This is a genomic window from Phytobacter sp. V69 (genome assembly GCF_965644215.1).
GTDB lineage: Bacteria > Pseudomonadota > Gammaproteobacteria > Enterobacterales > Enterobacteriaceae > Phytobacter.
Map to the genome: position 1 here is coordinate 1 of NZ_CBFFRL010000119.1, position 15,395 is coordinate 15,395.

A 15,395-nucleotide genomic window follows, 5' to 3' on the forward strand; every position below is an offset into this window, starting at 1 on the left:
ATTCAGGCAACCGTCTGTGGTGTTTGCAGAGCTAAGATTGGCGGCTTAGCGTTGCACTTCGGAGTTGAATCCGCCATGGTGATGTGTAATTTAAGCTGATTTTTCTTCACATATCATCATTATGGATGGTTTTCAGCATGATGCAGGACATTAAGCTTAAATTTAATCTGGCTATGCGCAATTCGACGCAGCAGAAAAGTGCTGCGCGTTGCGAATTAACCTGATCAGGCAGGTATTTTGAAAATAGAGAATAGAACTGTGGTTGTAAAGGATAATGGGGGGAAATAAATAACGACTTGCTTAAAAAGCAAGCCGTTATACATCATATATTAAGCACTGGTATATTTATGTGGTGGATTGTTTAGCTGTGCTAAAAGATGGTTAATAAGTATAGGTCTTATTTTGTCCATATTCGCGTCAGGCGTGAAATCTTTTACCTGCGTCATTTCCATACCCGCATAGCCACAGGGATTGATGCGTAAAAATGGCGTCAGATCCATTGCGATGTTCAGCGCCAGGCCGTGGAATGAGCAGCCTTTACGGATACGTAAGCCCAGAGAACAGATCTTTTTATCCTGCACATAAACGCCGGGGGCATCGGGACGCGCGCGCGCCTCGATACCCAATTCCGCAAGCGTATCGACGACAGTTTGCTCCATCATGGTGACAAGTTCGCGAACGCCAAGTTTGCGGCGCTTGAGGTTTATTAATATGTACATGACCTGCTGACCCGGGCCATGAAAAGTGACCTGACCGCCACGATCGCTCTGAATGACCGGAATGTCACCCGGGGAAAGGACATGCTCAGCTTTCCCGGCCTGACCCTGAGTAAATACCGGGTTGTGTTCAACCAGCCAGATTTCATCAGGCGTGCTGTCATCGCGGGTTTCGGTGAATTCGTGCATCGCCTCAGACACTGGGTCGTAGGGCTGCAGGCCAAGATTGCGGATTAGGATTGTATCCTGAGACAAAACAGCATCTCCGGGAAAGGAAAAGGTGAGGGGAGTATATCACAGAGAGGGTGTTACCCGACCAGCGGCCCGGCAACACCTGACTTAATTACAGCACCATACGAACAATTTCAATGTTGCCCAATTCTTCGTACAGAATCTCAACTTGCTCAATGTGCGTGGCGTTGATGGTGATAGAGACCGAGTGGTAATTGCCTTTGCTGCTCGGTTTTACCTGCGGAGAGTAATCACCGGGCGCATGGCGCTGTACCACTTCAACCACCAGATCAACCAGCTCTGGTTTCGCCAGTCCCATCACTTTGTAAGTAAAGGGAGTCGGGAATTCAAGCAGTTCTTTGAGATTGGTTTTCATGTCAGCTCCGGCGTAAAAATAATAACTCCTGCCGGAAGGGCAGGAGTTTATTGAGATGCTTAGTATATGGGGACGGAAATCACACTTTCAAGTGTTCGTTTTTTAGCCGAACCAGTGGTGGAACATCAGCTTGATATAGTCGATGATTTTCCCGAAGAAATTGCCTTCCTGGATTTCCTGCAACACGACCAGCGGACGCTGTTCAATCGTTTTGCCATCCAACTGGAAGTTAATGGTGCCGACCACCTGGTTTTTCTGCAGCGGGGCATGCAGTTCGCTGGTGGTTAACACGTAGCTCGCTTTCAGATCTTTCATGCGGCCGCGTGGGATGGTCAGGTAAACGTCTTTATCGACACCCAGAGAGGCGCGATCGCTGTCGCCGAACCAGGCCGGTTCAGAGGCGAACTCTTTACCTGCTTTCAGCGGGCTAACGGTTTCGAAGAAACGGAAGCCCCATGTCAGCAGTTTTTTACTCTCGGTTTCACGGCCTTTGAAGGTTCTGCCGCCCATCACTGCGGAGATCAAACGCATCTGGCCTTCGGTTGCGGAAGCGACCAGGTTGTAACCGGCTTTGTCCGTGTGACCGGTTTTGATCCCGTCAACGTTCAGGCTGTTGTCCCACAGCAGACCATTACGGTTTGTCTGGCGGATACCGTTAAAGGTGAACTCTTTCTCTTTGTAGATAGAGTATTCGTTCGGCACATCACGGATCAGGGCCTGACCAATCAGGGCCATGTCGCGCGCAGAGCTGTACTGACCTTCTGCATCCAGGCCGTGTACGGTCTGGAAATGCGAGTTTTGCAGACCCAGCGCGTTAACGTAGTTGTTCATCAGACCCACAAACGCATCCTGGCTTCCGGCAGCGAAATCGGCCATCGCCACGCAGGCGTCGTTACCGGACTGCAGGTTGATACCACGAATGAGCTGTGAAACCGGCACCTGCATGCCTGGTTTCAGGAACATCAGAGAAGAACCACGGAACACCGGGTTACCGGTCGCCCATGCGTCATTGCCGATAGTGACCAGATCGCTGTCTTTGAATTTGCCCGCTTTCATTGCCTGGCCGATGACGTAGCTGGTCATCATTTTCGTCAGACTGGCCGGATCACGACGTGCGTCGGCGTTCTGTTCTGTCAACACCTTGCCGGAGTTGTAATCGATGAGGATCCAGGATTCGGCATCAATCTGCGGTGCGCCAGGAATCATGGTCTTGATGTTGAGGTCATCGGCATGGGCAGCGCCGAGGGTTGCAGCGGTCAGTGCCGTGGTGAGCGCCAGGCGCTGTACGAAACGAACGGAGAGAGTGGTCTTCATGGTCTGAACAACGACATCCGTGATGGAGTTAAAAAAAGTGCCTTACTATAGCAAAAGCTATACTGACAGGCATCCGACTTTCCGCATGACTTTGTTAATGCTGTTTACATTAGCTGACAAAGTCAGATGCCAAATCTGTTATTGCGCGTTGGTCACAAAGGACTGCAACTGCGCTTCATTTTGCAGACGCTGCTGTAATGCGCTGGCGTCTGACTTATTGCTAAACGGCCCAAGCTGAATACGCCACACGGCACCGTTTTGTACCACTCGGCCTGGTACAGCAAACTGCTGACCAAGACGCTGCTGATACTGCTGCGCGCGGGTTTGATCGCTCACTGCGCCAACCTGCACCATATAGCTTCCGCTGGCGGCAACCGGTGCTGCTGATGTCGCCACGTAGCCTTGCACAGAACCCGGTGCAGTGACTGGAGCGGTCACGGGTGCGGTGCGCGTTACCGGTGTGGTTGCTACCGGAGCGGCGAGCACTGGTGCTGCGGTTTGCGTTGTTGTAGCAGGCGTAGCGACGTCGCTACCTTCAAGTACGCCAGCATGCAGCGGCGTCGGCGCTCCCAGGAAACCGCCGCTACTCACTGGCTTTGTGTTTTCGTCCCCTTTCAGCGTTGAATTGCTGATGAGACGAACGTTATCGGGGGTCGGTTCCGGTTGCGACATCCCCATGCTGCCGTCGCCACCCAAATCCGGGCGGGGAGGCAGGGCATAAGTTTGCCTGGCGATAGTAGTACACACAGTACCCGGGCCGGACATGGAACCATCCTGCGCCACAATGATCGGGTCGATACGCACTTTGGTATTGTTCGACGTGTTCAGGCGATCCGCCGCCGCGCGCGACAATGAGATCACGCGATCGTTGCCGTAAGGCCCGCGATCGTTGATGCGGACCACTACCATGCGGCCATTGGCCAGGTTAGTGATACGGGCATAACTCGGTATCGGCAGCGTCGGATGCGCGGCGGTCAGCTGCAACGGATCGAACGCTTCTCCCGTCGCGGTTAAATTGCTGCCGGGTTCCGCATCATAAATGGCGGCGAAACCTGCCTGGCTGAACTGCGAAGGATTCTGCACAATTTTGTAGCTTTTGCCGTCGCGCTCGTAATCCTGATTTACCGAAGGATTCGGTGTTTCAAAACGAGGCTCCGCGCCGCTGATTTCAACGACCGGCCCGCTGCACACCGGAGTAGGCGGCGCAACCATCGTCTTTTGCTGACCATCATCACTTGAACATGATGCCAGCAACACTGCTGCTATACAGACACCTGGCCATTGCTTACGCATTGCGCTCCCCTTATACGCTTTTTGATAACATCTTCCTGTGGGTATGGATCGACATCACGATACCAAACCCCGCCATCAGTACAATCAGGGCCGAGCCCCCGTAGCTCACCAGCGGCAACGGTACGCCCACCACCGGCAAGATACCACTCACCATACCAATATTTACGAATACATAAACGAATAAAATCAACATCAAACCACCCGCCATGACCCGGCCAAAGGTGGTTTGCGCGCGAGCGGCAATCCATAAACCGCGCATGATCAGCAGCACATACAGCCCAAGCAGAATCAAAATACCAATCAGTCCCAGCTCTTCGGCGAGTACGGCAAAGATAAAGTCAGTGTGGCGTTCAGGCAAAAACTCCAGCTGTGACTGGGTACCGTGCAGCCAGCCTTTTCCCTGTAATCCACCGGAGCCGATAGCAATTTTAGACTGAATAATATGATAGCCCGCACCGAGCGGATCGGTTTCCGGATCGAGCAACATCATCACGCGCTGGCGCTGATAGTCGTGCATCAGGAAGAACCACAATATGGGAATAAACGCCGCGATCAGCAGAACGGCCACTAAGATTAAACGCCAGCTCAGGCCGGATAAAAACAGCACGAAAAGACCGGACAGCGCGATAAGAATGGCGGTACCGAGGTCAGGCTGTGCAGCAACCAGCAATGTCGGCATGAAAATGAGCACCAGCGCAATGGCGGTGTTTTTCAACGAAGGCGGACAGACATCGCGGTTGATAAAACGCGCCACCATCAGCGGTACGGCGATTTTAGCGATTTCCGACGGCTGGAAACGCACGATGCCCAAATCAAGCCAGCGCTGTGCGCCTTTAGAGATCGCCCCGAAGGCGTCTACGGCGACCAGCAGGATGACGCACACAACGTAAAGATAGGGCGCCCAGCCTTCATAAACGCGGGGCGGAACCTGCGCCAGCACCACCATCGCGATAAGGCCCATAGCGATTTGGCCGACTTTACGCTCCGTCATGCCGATATCCTGGCCGCTGGCGCTCCAGATAACCATCGCGCTATAGAACAGCAGCCCCAGCACAATCAGCAAGAAGGCGGGATCGATATGGATTTTATCCCAGAACGATTTTTTGTTCGGATTATCCGTCATGATTATTGGTCCTCTGCCGCTGTTGATGCCGGGTTTTCCGACGGCAAATCACTGTTGTTATCGCCAAGCATAATGTGGTCGAGGATCTGGCGCATAATCGTACCGACCGCAGGGCCGGCACCGCCGTTTTCCAGAATCATTGCCACGGCAACCTGGGGATTATCATAAGGCGCGAACGCCGTCATCAGCTTATGGTCACGCAGACGTTCCGCGATGCGATGCGCGTTATACGTCTCGTTTGCTTTCAGGCCGAAGACCTGGGCAGTACCGGATTTCGCCGCGACTTTGTACGGTGCGCCGGCAAAATATTTATGCCCGGTACCGTTCGGGCGGTTTGCCACGCCGTACATACCGTCTTTGGCGATTTCCCAGAAGCCGGAGTGCACATCGCCAACCTGTTTTTGCGCTGGCTGTTGCCATGGCACCTGCTTGCCGTCTTCCGACGTGCTCAACAACAGGTGCGGCACTTTGACGATGCCGTCGTTAATCAGCGTCATCATCGCTTTGTTCATTTGTACAGGCGTTGCCGTCCAGTAGCCTTGGCCAATCCCGACGGGAATGGTGTCCCCCTGATACCAGGGTTTCTTAAAGCGTTTAAGCTTCCATTCGCGCGTTGGCATGTTGCCCGAGCGCTCTTCGGACAAATCGATACCGGTATACTGGCCGTAGCCAAACTTGGTCAGCCACTCGGCAAGGCGATCGATCCCCATGTCATAGGCAACCTGATAGAAGAAGGTATCCGCTGACTCTTCCAGTGATTTGGTGACATTCAGGCGGCCATGGCCCCATTTTTTCCAGTCACGGTAGCGTTTTTCTGATCCGGGTAACTGCCACCAGCCTGGGTCAAACAGGGTGGTGTTACGGGTGATTACCCCGGCGCTCAGCGCTGAGACAGCAACATAGGGTTTCACCGTCGATGCCGGCGGGTAAACCCCTTGCGTGGCGCGGTTCACCAGCGGCGTATTCGGATCATTGAGCAGCGAGGTGTAATCCTTGCTGGAGATGCCGTCGACAAACAGGTTCGGGTCGTAGCTTGGCATAGAAACCAGCGCGAGAATGGCGCCATTACGCGGGTCGGTCACGACGACGGCTGCACGGCTGCCCTGCAGCAGGGTTTCGATATATTGCTGCAGCTTTAAATCCAGCGTCAGGTAGATATCATGCCCGGCCTGCGGCGGCACTTCTTTTAACTGACGAATCACGCGCCCGCGGTTGTTAACTTCGACCTCTTCGTAACCGGTCTGGCCGTGCAGCACATCTTCGTAATAGCGTTCGATACCGAGCTTGCCGATATCGTGCGTGGCGGCGTAGTTAGCCAGTTTGCCTTCTTTATCCAGTCGTTCGACGTCTTTATCGTTTATTTTGGATACGTAGCCAATCACGTGCGTCAGCGCGGAGCCGAATGGATAGTAACGGCGTTTATAGCCTTTGACTTCCACACCGGGGAATCGGTACTGGTTTACGGCAAAGCGCGCCACCTGCACTTCATTCAGATTGGCTTTGACCGGAATCGAGGTAAAACGGTGGGAGCGGGAACGCTCCTTTTTGAAATTCGCAATGTCTTCGTCCGTCAGATCCACCACGTCACGCAGTGCATTCAGCGTCTGCTCGACGTTATCTACCTTTTCCGGCATCATCTCAATCTGATAGATCGTGCGGTTCAGCGCCAGCGGCGTACCGTTGCGATCGTAGATAATGCCGCGGCTTGGCGGAATGGGGACCAGCTTGATGCGGTTCTCGTTAGAACGCGTCTGGTAGTCAGCATGACGGACAATTTGCAGATTATAAAGGTTGGCGATGAGCACGCCGGTGAGCAGCAAAATCCCTGCAAAAGCGACAAGGGCCCGGCGCACAAACAGCGCAGACTCAGCCGAATAGTCGCGAAAAGAATTCTGTAATTTCATCCGCTGCTTAGTTTACCTGGTCGTCATTACTCACGATGATAAGGATGGTTGGTCGTGATGCTCCATGCGCGATACAAACTTTCCGCGACCAGCACACGCACCAGCGGGTGAGGAAGCGTCAGCGCAGAGAGTGACCAGCTTTGTTCTGCCGCAGCTTTGCAGGCGGGGGATAACCCTTCTGGCCCGCCGATAAGCAGGCTGACGTCACGTCCGTCCTGCTTCCAGCGTTCCAGCTCATTTGCCAGCTGCGGCGTATCCCAGGGTTTACCGGGGATATCAAGGGTGACGATCCGATTTTTACCTGCCGCAGCAAGCATCAGTTCACCCTCTTTGTCGAGAATACGCTTGATATCTGCGTTTTTGCCGCGCTTGCCCGCCGGGATTTCCACCAGCTCAAAAGGCATATCTTTAGGAAAACGACGCAGATATTCAGTAAACCCGGTTTGTACCCAGTCCGGCATTTTCGTGCCGACGGCTACCAGTTGCAACTTCACGCATTAACCCCAGAGCTTTTCCAGTTCATACAGGCGGCGACTCTCTTCCTGCATCACATGGACGATAACATCACCCAGGTCTACGACGATCCAGTCAGCGACATTTTCGCCTTCCACACCCAGTGGCAGCATTCCCGCAGCACGAGATTCCTGAACCACATGATCCGCGATGGACATGACGTGGCGCGTGGAGGTGCCGGTGCAGATTATCATACAGTCGGTGATACTGGATTTGCCGTGAACGTCGAGTGCGACGATGTCCTGACCTTTCAGGTCATCAATTTTGTCGATTACAAAATCCTGGAGTGCTTTACCCTGCAAGTGTTCCCCCTGGGGTGTTCGTGAAAACGGTGTAAATAAATGGCCTGACATTATACCTGAACTGCGGCCATTGTCGGGACAAATGTCCGGCTCCGGCTTTTAAAAAGTGGGCTATCATCCCACCCCATGCGCGATATTGCATCGCCATTTTTGTAAAACAATTTCTGCATGGGCCGCAGTTGGCGGTGCGGAGAATAGCAGCCTGTCCGTACGTGTCAATGACCTGACCGCCGGGAGAGGCGTGCCGGGTGAAAAAAACTGTTGTCAATCTTCTGCTTGCCACACCGCGCGGCTGTTTAATACCCGCAACGTGGCAAAATCATCATGAATATCAATCGCGCTCCATGTGCCCTGGTCGACGCGAAAATGCCATAACGACGAGGCGGGCATTTTAAGCAAACTGGCGATAAGCAGACTCAGCACTCCCTGATGACTGACCACCAGCAGATTTTTGGCCGGGCCCCAGTTCGGAATCTGGTCAATGAAATCCTGTACGCGTGCGGAAAATGCCTGGAATCCCTCACCATTGGTGGGAATCGCGTTTTGCCAGTCGCTACACCACGCGGCATAGCTTTCCGGATCTTCTCGTGTGAGGTCCCGGTGGTGGCGCATTTCCCAGTCGCCAAAAAACATCTCGTTGAGCAACGGCGTGGTGTGTTGAGCGATGTTGCGATCGTCCAGCACCAGTCTCGCCGTGTGCTGTGCACGTTCGAGTTCGCTACAAAGCACCTGGTCGAAAGGCACTTCACGTAACAGATGATGCAGCGTTTGCGCCTGTGAAATCCCCTTTGCGGTTAGCGGGGTAGGTGAGTGACCACTATAGAGCCCGGCAACGTTTGCTTCGGTTTCGCCATGTCGAATCAACCAGAGTCGCATTGTTTTCTCCCGTGCGGTTTTCTGCACGAAGTTTATCATTACACCCTTATTCCTGGCGGCTTTTCGTTTAAAATAGCGTTTTTGCCTGGAGCAGGAAGATGGCTTTATTTCACAGCGCGCACGGTGGAAACATTCGTGAGGCCGCTGCTATGGTGGGAGTTGCAGCAGAGGATTTGTTGGATTTCAGTGTGAATATCAACCCGGCAGGCATGCCGGCGTCATTGAAAAACGCACTACTGAATCATTTTGATGTGGCTGAGCGTTACCCGGATCCCGAGTATCAGCAATTGCATCAGGCGCTTGCCACACATCATCAGGTTCCCGCCGATTGGATCCTCGCTGGCAACGGTGAGACCGAATCCATTTTTGCCCTGGTCAAAGGGCTCGTTCCACGTAGGGCGATGCTCGTCACGCCTGGATTTGCCGAGTATCGCCGTGCGCTGCGTCTTTCCGGCTGTGACATCGTGGACTATGCGCTGCGTGAAGAGGATGGCTGGCAGATAACCGAGGCCATTCTTGATGCACTCACCGGCGGCGTTGACTGCCTGTTCCTTTGCACGCCAAACAACCCAACCGGTTTGTTACCTGATGCCTCGTTGATGCATGACATCGCCGCGCGCTGTAAACAGCTCGGCATTACGCTGGTGCTGGACGAAGCCTTTATGGATTTCCTCTGCGATCGCGACGGGTTTATCCCTCATCTGGCGGACAATCCGCATATCTGGGTGCTGCGTTCTCTGACCAAGTTTTACGCCATCCCTGGCCTGCGCCTGGGGTACTTGCTCAGCAGTAATACGCAGGCCGTCGCGCGTATGCGCCAGCAGCAAATGCCCTGGTCTATCAATGCGTTTGCGGCACTGGCAGGTGAGGTGGTGTTAAAGGATAGCGCGTATCAAAAAGCAACGTGGGAATGGCTGAATGCTGAACGCCCACGTTTATGGCAGGCGATGGAAAACCTGCCGGGGTTATCCGTGTGGCCGGGTGTGGCAAACTATCTGTTCTTGCGCTGTGATGCGGGCATTGACCTGCAGCAGGCGCTGCTCCAGCAGCACATTTTGATTCGCAGTTGTGCGAACTATCCGGGACTTGACGCTCGCTACTATCGTGTGGCAGTGCGCAGTGCATCGGAAAACGATCGGCTGATTGCGGCGCTGGATAGCGCCCTCAGCGATAGAGGCCGTGCTGATTGATGTAATCAAGTACCGTGGCGGGAAGCAGGTCATCGCAATTCTCGCCTTTCTCCAGCCGCTCGCGGATGAGCGTGGCGGAAATGTTGAACCACGGCGTTTCCGCTAAATAGATTTTCCCGGCAGGCAGGGTGTGCAAATCATCTGCGTTATGCGTCAGATGATCTTCCAGCCACTGCTGATCGGCCTCGTTCTCCATTGCGAGCGGGTATCCCGGACGACGACAGACAATCAGATGGCTGTTGTTCAGGATAGTGTCGTAATGATGCCATGTCGGAAAACTCAGCAGCGAGTCCTGACCAATAATGAAGGCTAGCGAGCGCGTCGGCCCTTGCTCTTCACGCCATTCCTGCAAGGTTAGCGCCGTGTACGAGGGACTTTCACGGCGCAGTTCGCGCTCATCAAGGGTAAACAGCGGTTTGTCGCTGATGGCCAGTTCCACCATTGCCTTGCGCTGTACGCTCGTGGCCTCTGGCTGCGGACGATGGGGAGGCACGTTATTGGGCATGACAATGACGCGTGACAGCCCGATTTGGTTTGCCAGTGCCTCGACCGGTTTCAGGTGTCCGTAGTGAATGGGATCAAAAGTACCGCCAAAAAGTGCCTGCAACTGATTCATATCAACCATCAATAAAAACGTCTGCCAGTGCTTTATGACAGAGTAGCAGAGAAAGTCCTTCCAGCTCTGCCCACACCGACTGACCGAAATCCTGTTTCACGATTAATTCAATGCGCGTAAGCAGATGTACGGCCTGGCGCAACTGATCGCCACTCAGGCGTTGTAGCGCGTCACCGGTTATGCCGCGCCGATTTTGCCAGACCCGATGTTTATCAAACAATGAGCGCAGTGGCGTATGGGCGGATTGCCGTTTTAGCGTAACCAGCAGCGTCAGTTCGCGCTGGATGGTGCGCAGCAGGATAATCGGCTCACTGGCTTCCAGTTTGAGCTGGTGCAGGATGTGAAGTGCGCGCTTACTTTTCCCCGCCAGCAGGGCATCTACCCAGTGGAAGGGCGTAAAGTGTGCGGCATCGTTAACGGCCTGCTCCACGCGTGGGAGAGTGAGTTTGCCGTCCGGGAACAGCAGTGCCAGCCTTTCCAGCGCCTGCGCGGCAGCCAGCAGGTTGCCTTCGTAGCAATAGCAAAGCAGCTGATTGGCGGCATCATCCAGTTGCAGGTTGTTCTGTTTCGCGCGGGCAGCAACCCAACGCGGCAGATTAGCCTGCTCCGGCGTCTGGCAACTGATTAAAACGCTGCGATTAGCCAGCGCGGTATACCACCCGGCGTTTTCCTGCGCTTTGGTCAGCTTATTTCCACGCACAATCAATATCAGGTCGTCATGCAACAGGCTCACCAGCATGGCGAGACGCTCGTTGAGTGCGGCGTTAGGGCCATTTTCCGGTAACTGCAACGACAGAATCTGTCGACTGGCAAATAAACTTAGCGCCTGACAGATAGCGTAGATCGCATCCCAGTCCGTACTGGCATCAACGGTGACGGCGTGGTGTTCGGTGAAGTCTTGTGCGAAGGCTGCCTGACGCACGGCGTCGTGGCTTTCCTGCAATAAAAGAGGGTCATTACCCAGCAGTAAATATGCCGCGCGCAGCCCTTCATTGAGCTGCGCGCGGAGTTGTTCCGGATACAACTTGAGCATTAGCTACCCGGTTTCGCAGCAGGACGCGCGGACGACGGATTCTTGTCGTTATCTGCCGCTTGTACGCTTGGCAGTTTACGAATCAGCTGTTCCGCCGCTTTGTCGTACATTTCCTGTACAATCATGTCCTGTTCGGCATCTTTCGCCAGCGCTGTCTGCGGGTTATCAAAGAACGAGCGGTACACCTTGGTGTTGATCGGGTAGATGTCATGACCCGGAATCAGCACGCTGGCGCTAACCGTCAGTACCATTTGATACTCTGCAGTGCGTCCATCCTGGAAGATAGACGCAGTATCACGCGCCATGGATACGGCAGTAATTCGGAGCGAAGGTACATCCTGACGTAATGATCCTTTCTCTACCAGTTCTACGCCATTCAGACGCAACTGATTACGCACGGCGCGACTAAGCGGGCCGTTCGGATCCCCGGAATCAAAGATCATTGTGTTCATATTGCCCGGCACCTGCGTTGTATTACGTAAGTGCCAGCCGCACCCGGCGGTGAGAAGCACCGCCAGAGATAACAACCATGTTGCCAGATGTCGCACGCTTCCTCCCGCGCTTAGCCAACGACCAGATTGAGCAGTTTGCCCGGAACGTAAATCACTTTACGCAGGGTAACGCCATCAAGATATTTTGCGACCAAAGGTTCCTGGCCTGCACGTTCACGGACCTGTTCTTCGGTCGCATCAACGGCAACGGTGATTTTACCGCGCACTTTACCGTTAACCTGTACAACGACCAGCGTGGTGTTTTCAACCATCGCTGCATCATCAGCAACCGGCCATGACGCGTTGTCGATATCGCCTTCGCCGCCCAGCTCTTTCCACAAGGTAAAGCTGGCATGCGGGGTGAACGGGTTAAGCATACGGACAACCGCCAGCAACGCTTCCTGCAGCAGAGCGCGATCCTGTTCGCCTTCGGTCGGTGCTTTTGCCAGTTTGTTCATCAGTTCCATAATCGCCGCAATCGCGGTGTTGAAGGTCTGACGACGACCAATATCATCGGTCACTTTAGCGATAGTTTTGTGAACATCGCGACGCAGCGCCTTCTGGTCTTCGGTTAGTGCGCTGGCATCCAGTGCGACAACCGGACCAAGGGCTTTATGTTCGTAAGCCAGTTTCCAGACACGTTTCAGGAAGCGGTTTGCCCCTTCCACGCCGGACTCCTGCCATTCCAGCGTCATATCAGCCGGAGACGCGAACATCATAAACAGACGCACGGTGTCTGCACCGTAACGCTCAACCATTTCCTGCGGGTCGATACCGTTGTTTTTCGACTTGGACATTTTGCTCATGCCGGTATACACCAGCTCATGGCCTGCCGCGTCTTTCGCCTTGATGATGCGGCCTTTCTCGTCGCGCTCAACGATGGCTTCTTTCGGGGAAACCCAGTTGCGCTCACCGTTGGTACCCACGTAGTAGAAGGCATCAGCCAGCACCATGCCCTGGCAGAGCAGCTGTTTTGCTGGCTCGTCAGAGTTCACCATGCCCGCGTCGCGCATCAGCTTATGGAAGAAGCGGAAGTAGAGCAGGTGCATGATGGCGTGTTCGATACCGCCAATGTAGATATCAACCGGCAGCCAGTAGTTAGCGGCTTCTGGGTCCAGCATGCCTTCGTTGTATTGCGGGCAGGTGTAACGCGCGTAGTACCAGGAGGACTCCATAAAGGTGTCAAAGGTATCGGTTTCACGCAGCGCAGGCTGACCGTTGACGGTGGTTTTCGCCCACTCAGGATCGGCTTTGATTGGGCTGGTGATGCCGTCCATGACCACATCTTCCGGCAGAATCACCGGCAGCTGATCTTCTGGCGTCGGGATGACGGTACCGTCTTCCAGGGTCACCATCGGAATCGGTGCGCCCCAGTAACGCTGGCGGGACACGCCCCAGTCGCGCAGACGGTAATTGATTTTGCGCTCGCCAACGCCCAGAGACGCAAGCTTGTCGGCAATGGCATTGAAACCATCTTCAAAGCTCAGGCCGCTAAATTCACCGGAGTTAAACAGGGTGCCTTTTTCGGTCAGCGCCTGTTCGGACAGATCGGGTTCAGAACCGTCTGCAGCCAGAATGACCGGTTTGATGGTCAGGCCATATTTCGTGGCAAATTCATAGTCGCGCTGGTCGTGGCCCGGAACGGCCATTACTGCGCCGGTACCGTACTCCATCAGCACGAAGTTTGCCGCCCAGACCGGAATTTCTTCACCGGTTAACGGGTGAACCGCTTTAAAGCCCGTATCGACGCCTTTTTTCTCCATGGTCGCCATGTCCGCTTCGGCAACTTTGGTATTACGGCATTCGTCGATAAAGGTGGCCAGTTCAGCATTGGTAGCTGCTGCTTTCTGCGCCAGCGGGTGACCTGCAGCCACCGCCAGGTAAGTGGCACCCATAAAGGTGTCCGGGCGGGTGGTGTAAACGGTCAGTGTTTTGTCATAACCGTTCACGTTGAAGGTGATTTCGACCCCTTCGGAACGACCGATCCAGTTGCGCTGCATGGTTTTCACCGTGTCAGGCCACTGATCCATATGATCGAGGTCGTTGAGCAGTTCTTCGGCATAAGCGGTGATTTTGATAAACCACTGCGGGATCTCTTTACGCTCAACTTTGGTGTCGCAGCGCCAGCAGCAGCCGTCGATAACCTGTTCGTTCGCCAGGACCGTCTGGTCGTTAGGGCACCAGTTCACTGCAGAGGTTTTCTTGTACACCAGGCCTTTTTTGTACAGCTCGGTGAAGAACTTCTGTTCCCAGCGGTAGTATTCCGGGGTACAGGTCGCCAGCTCGCGGCTCCAGTCATAGCCGAAGCCCAGCATTTTGAGCTGGTTTTTCATGTACGCGATGTTGTCATACGTCCACGGCGCCGGCGCCGTGTTGTTTTTCACCGCCGCGCCTTCTGCTGGCAGGCCGAATGCATCCCAGCCGATGGGCTGCAGGACGTTTTTGCCCAGCATACGCTGATAGCGGGAAATCACATCACCGATGGTGTAGTTACGCACGTGGCCCATGTGTAGTCGGCCAGAAGGATAGGGAAGCATCGACAGGCAATAATACTTCTCTTTGCTCTCGTCTTCAGTTACTTCGAAGGTACGCTTCTCTTCCCAGTGACGCTGGACGTTGGATTCTATCTCTTCCGGGCGGTATTGCTCTTGCATGGCAGCCAGTGGTCCTGTTTTCAATACAGCTACAAAGTGTAGCCAATGGATGTGTTATTTCAGATCGGCATAGCATAGCCCAAACGCCAACGCCAAAACAGCCTTTCACACATGTCTGAAAGCGTAATGTGCCCTACAGGCGTTATTTATGCGCTCTTTGTCGATTGGCGCCAGTGAATCCGGGAATGAAGCAGCGTTGTCGTCGGGGGTAACTGGTGATTTTTCAGGCGTTCGAGCAGGCGGGAGACGATATGGTCGGTGAGTTCTGCAATTTGTACTTCGGCGGTCGTAAGCGATGGTAGCCATCCTTCCGCATCACTCAGGCCGTCAAACCCGGTTACCGCAACATCTGAGCCGACTTTCTTGCCGGCAAATTGCAGGGCGTTCATTGCGCCGAAAGCTACAATATCCTGGTAACATACCAGCGCGGTGATGGCGCTATCGTTTTGCAGGATCAGGGTTGTTGCTGACGCACCGGCAGTCATACTGGATGCGCACTCAATAATGCGGGACTCCTGCCAGCTAATATTGGCATCGCTATGCGCATCCTTCCATCCCTGAAGACGCTGGCGGCGCAAACGTGAATGCTGGCGGCCGCCAATAAAAGCAATATGCTGGTGACCATCATTAATCAATTGCGTTGTCAGGTCGTATGCGGCCTGGTAGTTATCAATGCCGATATAGTCGTTGGCGGATTCAACTCCGAAGTGCAACGCTAAGCCGCCAATCTTAGCTCTGCAAACACCACAGACGGTTGCCTGAA

At 54.1% G+C, this 15,395-nt stretch carries 15 protein-coding genes; 1 reads left to right on the top strand and 14 read right to left on the bottom strand.

The window, feature by feature from the left end:
- Nucleotides 1–329: 329 nt before the first annotated feature.
- The 9 genes from lipB to ACSZPU_RS16405 all read right to left on the bottom strand — a co-directional run bounded on the left by lipB (nt 330) and on the right by ACSZPU_RS16405 (nt 8,648).
- Nucleotides 330–971, bottom strand: a complete 642-nt coding sequence (gene lipB, locus ACSZPU_RS16365) for a lipoyl(octanoyl) transferase LipB (RefSeq protein ID WP_499000848.1) — start codon at nt 969–971, stop codon at nt 330–332.
- Nucleotides 972–1,059: 88 nt separating this feature from the next.
- Nucleotides 1,060–1,323 carry a DUF493 family protein YbeD gene (gene ybeD, locus ACSZPU_RS16370; protein ID WP_263097532.1) on the bottom strand — a complete coding sequence of 88 codons (264 nt, stop codon included), beginning with the start codon at nt 1,321–1,323 and terminating at the stop codon, nt 1,060–1,062.
- A 102-nt stretch (nt 1,324–1,425) separates the two neighbouring features.
- Nucleotides 1,426–2,637: a D-alanyl-D-alanine carboxypeptidase DacA gene (dacA, locus tag ACSZPU_RS16375; protein ID WP_499000851.1), complete on the bottom strand. Its 1,212-nt coding sequence runs from the start codon at nt 2,635–2,637 to the stop codon at nt 1,426–1,428.
- A gap of 138 nt (nt 2,638–2,775) precedes the next feature.
- Entirely contained in the window at nt 2,776–3,930 is a 1,155-nt protein-coding gene (rlpA, locus tag ACSZPU_RS16380) for an endolytic peptidoglycan transglycosylase RlpA (RefSeq protein WP_499000854.1), read from the bottom strand.
- 10 nt (nt 3,931–3,940) lie between these two features.
- Complete coding sequence (mrdB, locus tag ACSZPU_RS16385; protein ID WP_499000857.1) at nt 3,941–5,053, bottom strand: peptidoglycan glycosyltransferase MrdB; 1,113 nt, start codon at nt 5,051–5,053, stop codon at nt 3,941–3,943.
- Nucleotides 5,054–5,055: 2 nt separating this feature from the next.
- On the bottom strand, nt 5,056–6,957 hold the full coding sequence (mrdA, locus tag ACSZPU_RS16390; protein WP_499000860.1) for a peptidoglycan DD-transpeptidase MrdA: 1,902 nt from the start codon (nt 6,955–6,957) through the stop codon (nt 5,056–5,058).
- A 26-nt stretch (nt 6,958–6,983) separates the two neighbouring features.
- Nucleotides 6,984–7,451, bottom strand: a complete 468-nt coding sequence (gene rlmH / locus ACSZPU_RS16395) for a 23S rRNA (pseudouridine(1915)-N(3))-methyltransferase RlmH (protein WP_041852135.1) — start codon at nt 7,449–7,451, stop codon at nt 6,984–6,986.
- A gap of 3 nt (nt 7,452–7,454) precedes the next feature.
- Nucleotides 7,455–7,772, bottom strand: coding sequence for a ribosome silencing factor (gene rsfS / locus ACSZPU_RS16400; RefSeq protein WP_041852134.1), 318 nt, complete (start codon nt 7,770–7,772; stop codon nt 7,455–7,457).
- A 264-nt stretch (nt 7,773–8,036) separates the two neighbouring features.
- A complete protein-coding gene (locus ACSZPU_RS16405) occupies nt 8,037–8,648 on the bottom strand; it encodes an adenosylcobalamin/alpha-ribazole phosphatase (RefSeq protein ID WP_499000864.1) in 612 nt (203 codons plus the stop codon).
- Nucleotides 8,649–8,746: 98 nt separating this feature from the next.
- On the opposite strand from ACSZPU_RS16405, the gene cobD reads away from it, so the two are divergent.
- Nucleotides 8,747–9,838, top strand: a complete 1,092-nt coding sequence (cobD, locus tag ACSZPU_RS16410; protein ID WP_499000865.1) for a threonine-phosphate decarboxylase CobD — start codon at nt 8,747–8,749, stop codon at nt 9,836–9,838.
- Here the strand turns inward: cobD and nadD are convergent.
- The 5 genes from nadD to ACSZPU_RS16435 all read right to left on the bottom strand — a co-directional run.
- Nucleotides 9,813–10,454, bottom strand: a complete 642-nt coding sequence (nadD, locus tag ACSZPU_RS16415) for a nicotinate-nucleotide adenylyltransferase (RefSeq protein ID WP_499000879.1) — start codon at nt 10,452–10,454, stop codon at nt 9,813–9,815. The two genes, cobD and nadD, sit on opposite strands and share 26 nt — an antisense overlap.
- 1 nt (nt 10,455) lies before the next feature.
- Entirely contained in the window at nt 10,456–11,487 is a 1,032-nt protein-coding gene (gene holA / locus ACSZPU_RS16420; protein WP_499000868.1) for a DNA polymerase III subunit delta, read from the bottom strand.
- Nucleotides 11,487–12,035: an LPS assembly lipoprotein LptE gene (lptE, locus tag ACSZPU_RS16425; protein ID WP_499000871.1), complete on the bottom strand. Its 549-nt coding sequence runs from the start codon at nt 12,033–12,035 to the stop codon at nt 11,487–11,489. Before lptE ends, holA begins: the two co-directional genes overlap by 1 nt.
- Nucleotides 12,036–12,049: 14 nt before the next feature.
- Nucleotides 12,050–14,632 carry a leucine--tRNA ligase gene (gene leuS / locus ACSZPU_RS16430; RefSeq protein ID WP_499000874.1) on the bottom strand — a complete coding sequence of 861 codons (2,583 nt, stop codon included), beginning with the start codon at nt 14,630–14,632 and terminating at the stop codon, nt 12,050–12,052.
- Nucleotides 14,633–14,778: 146 nt separating this feature from the next.
- Nucleotides 14,779–15,395 (bottom strand): substrate-binding domain-containing protein (locus tag ACSZPU_RS16435; RefSeq protein ID WP_499000876.1); only part of this gene is annotated, 617 nt, incomplete at its 5' end.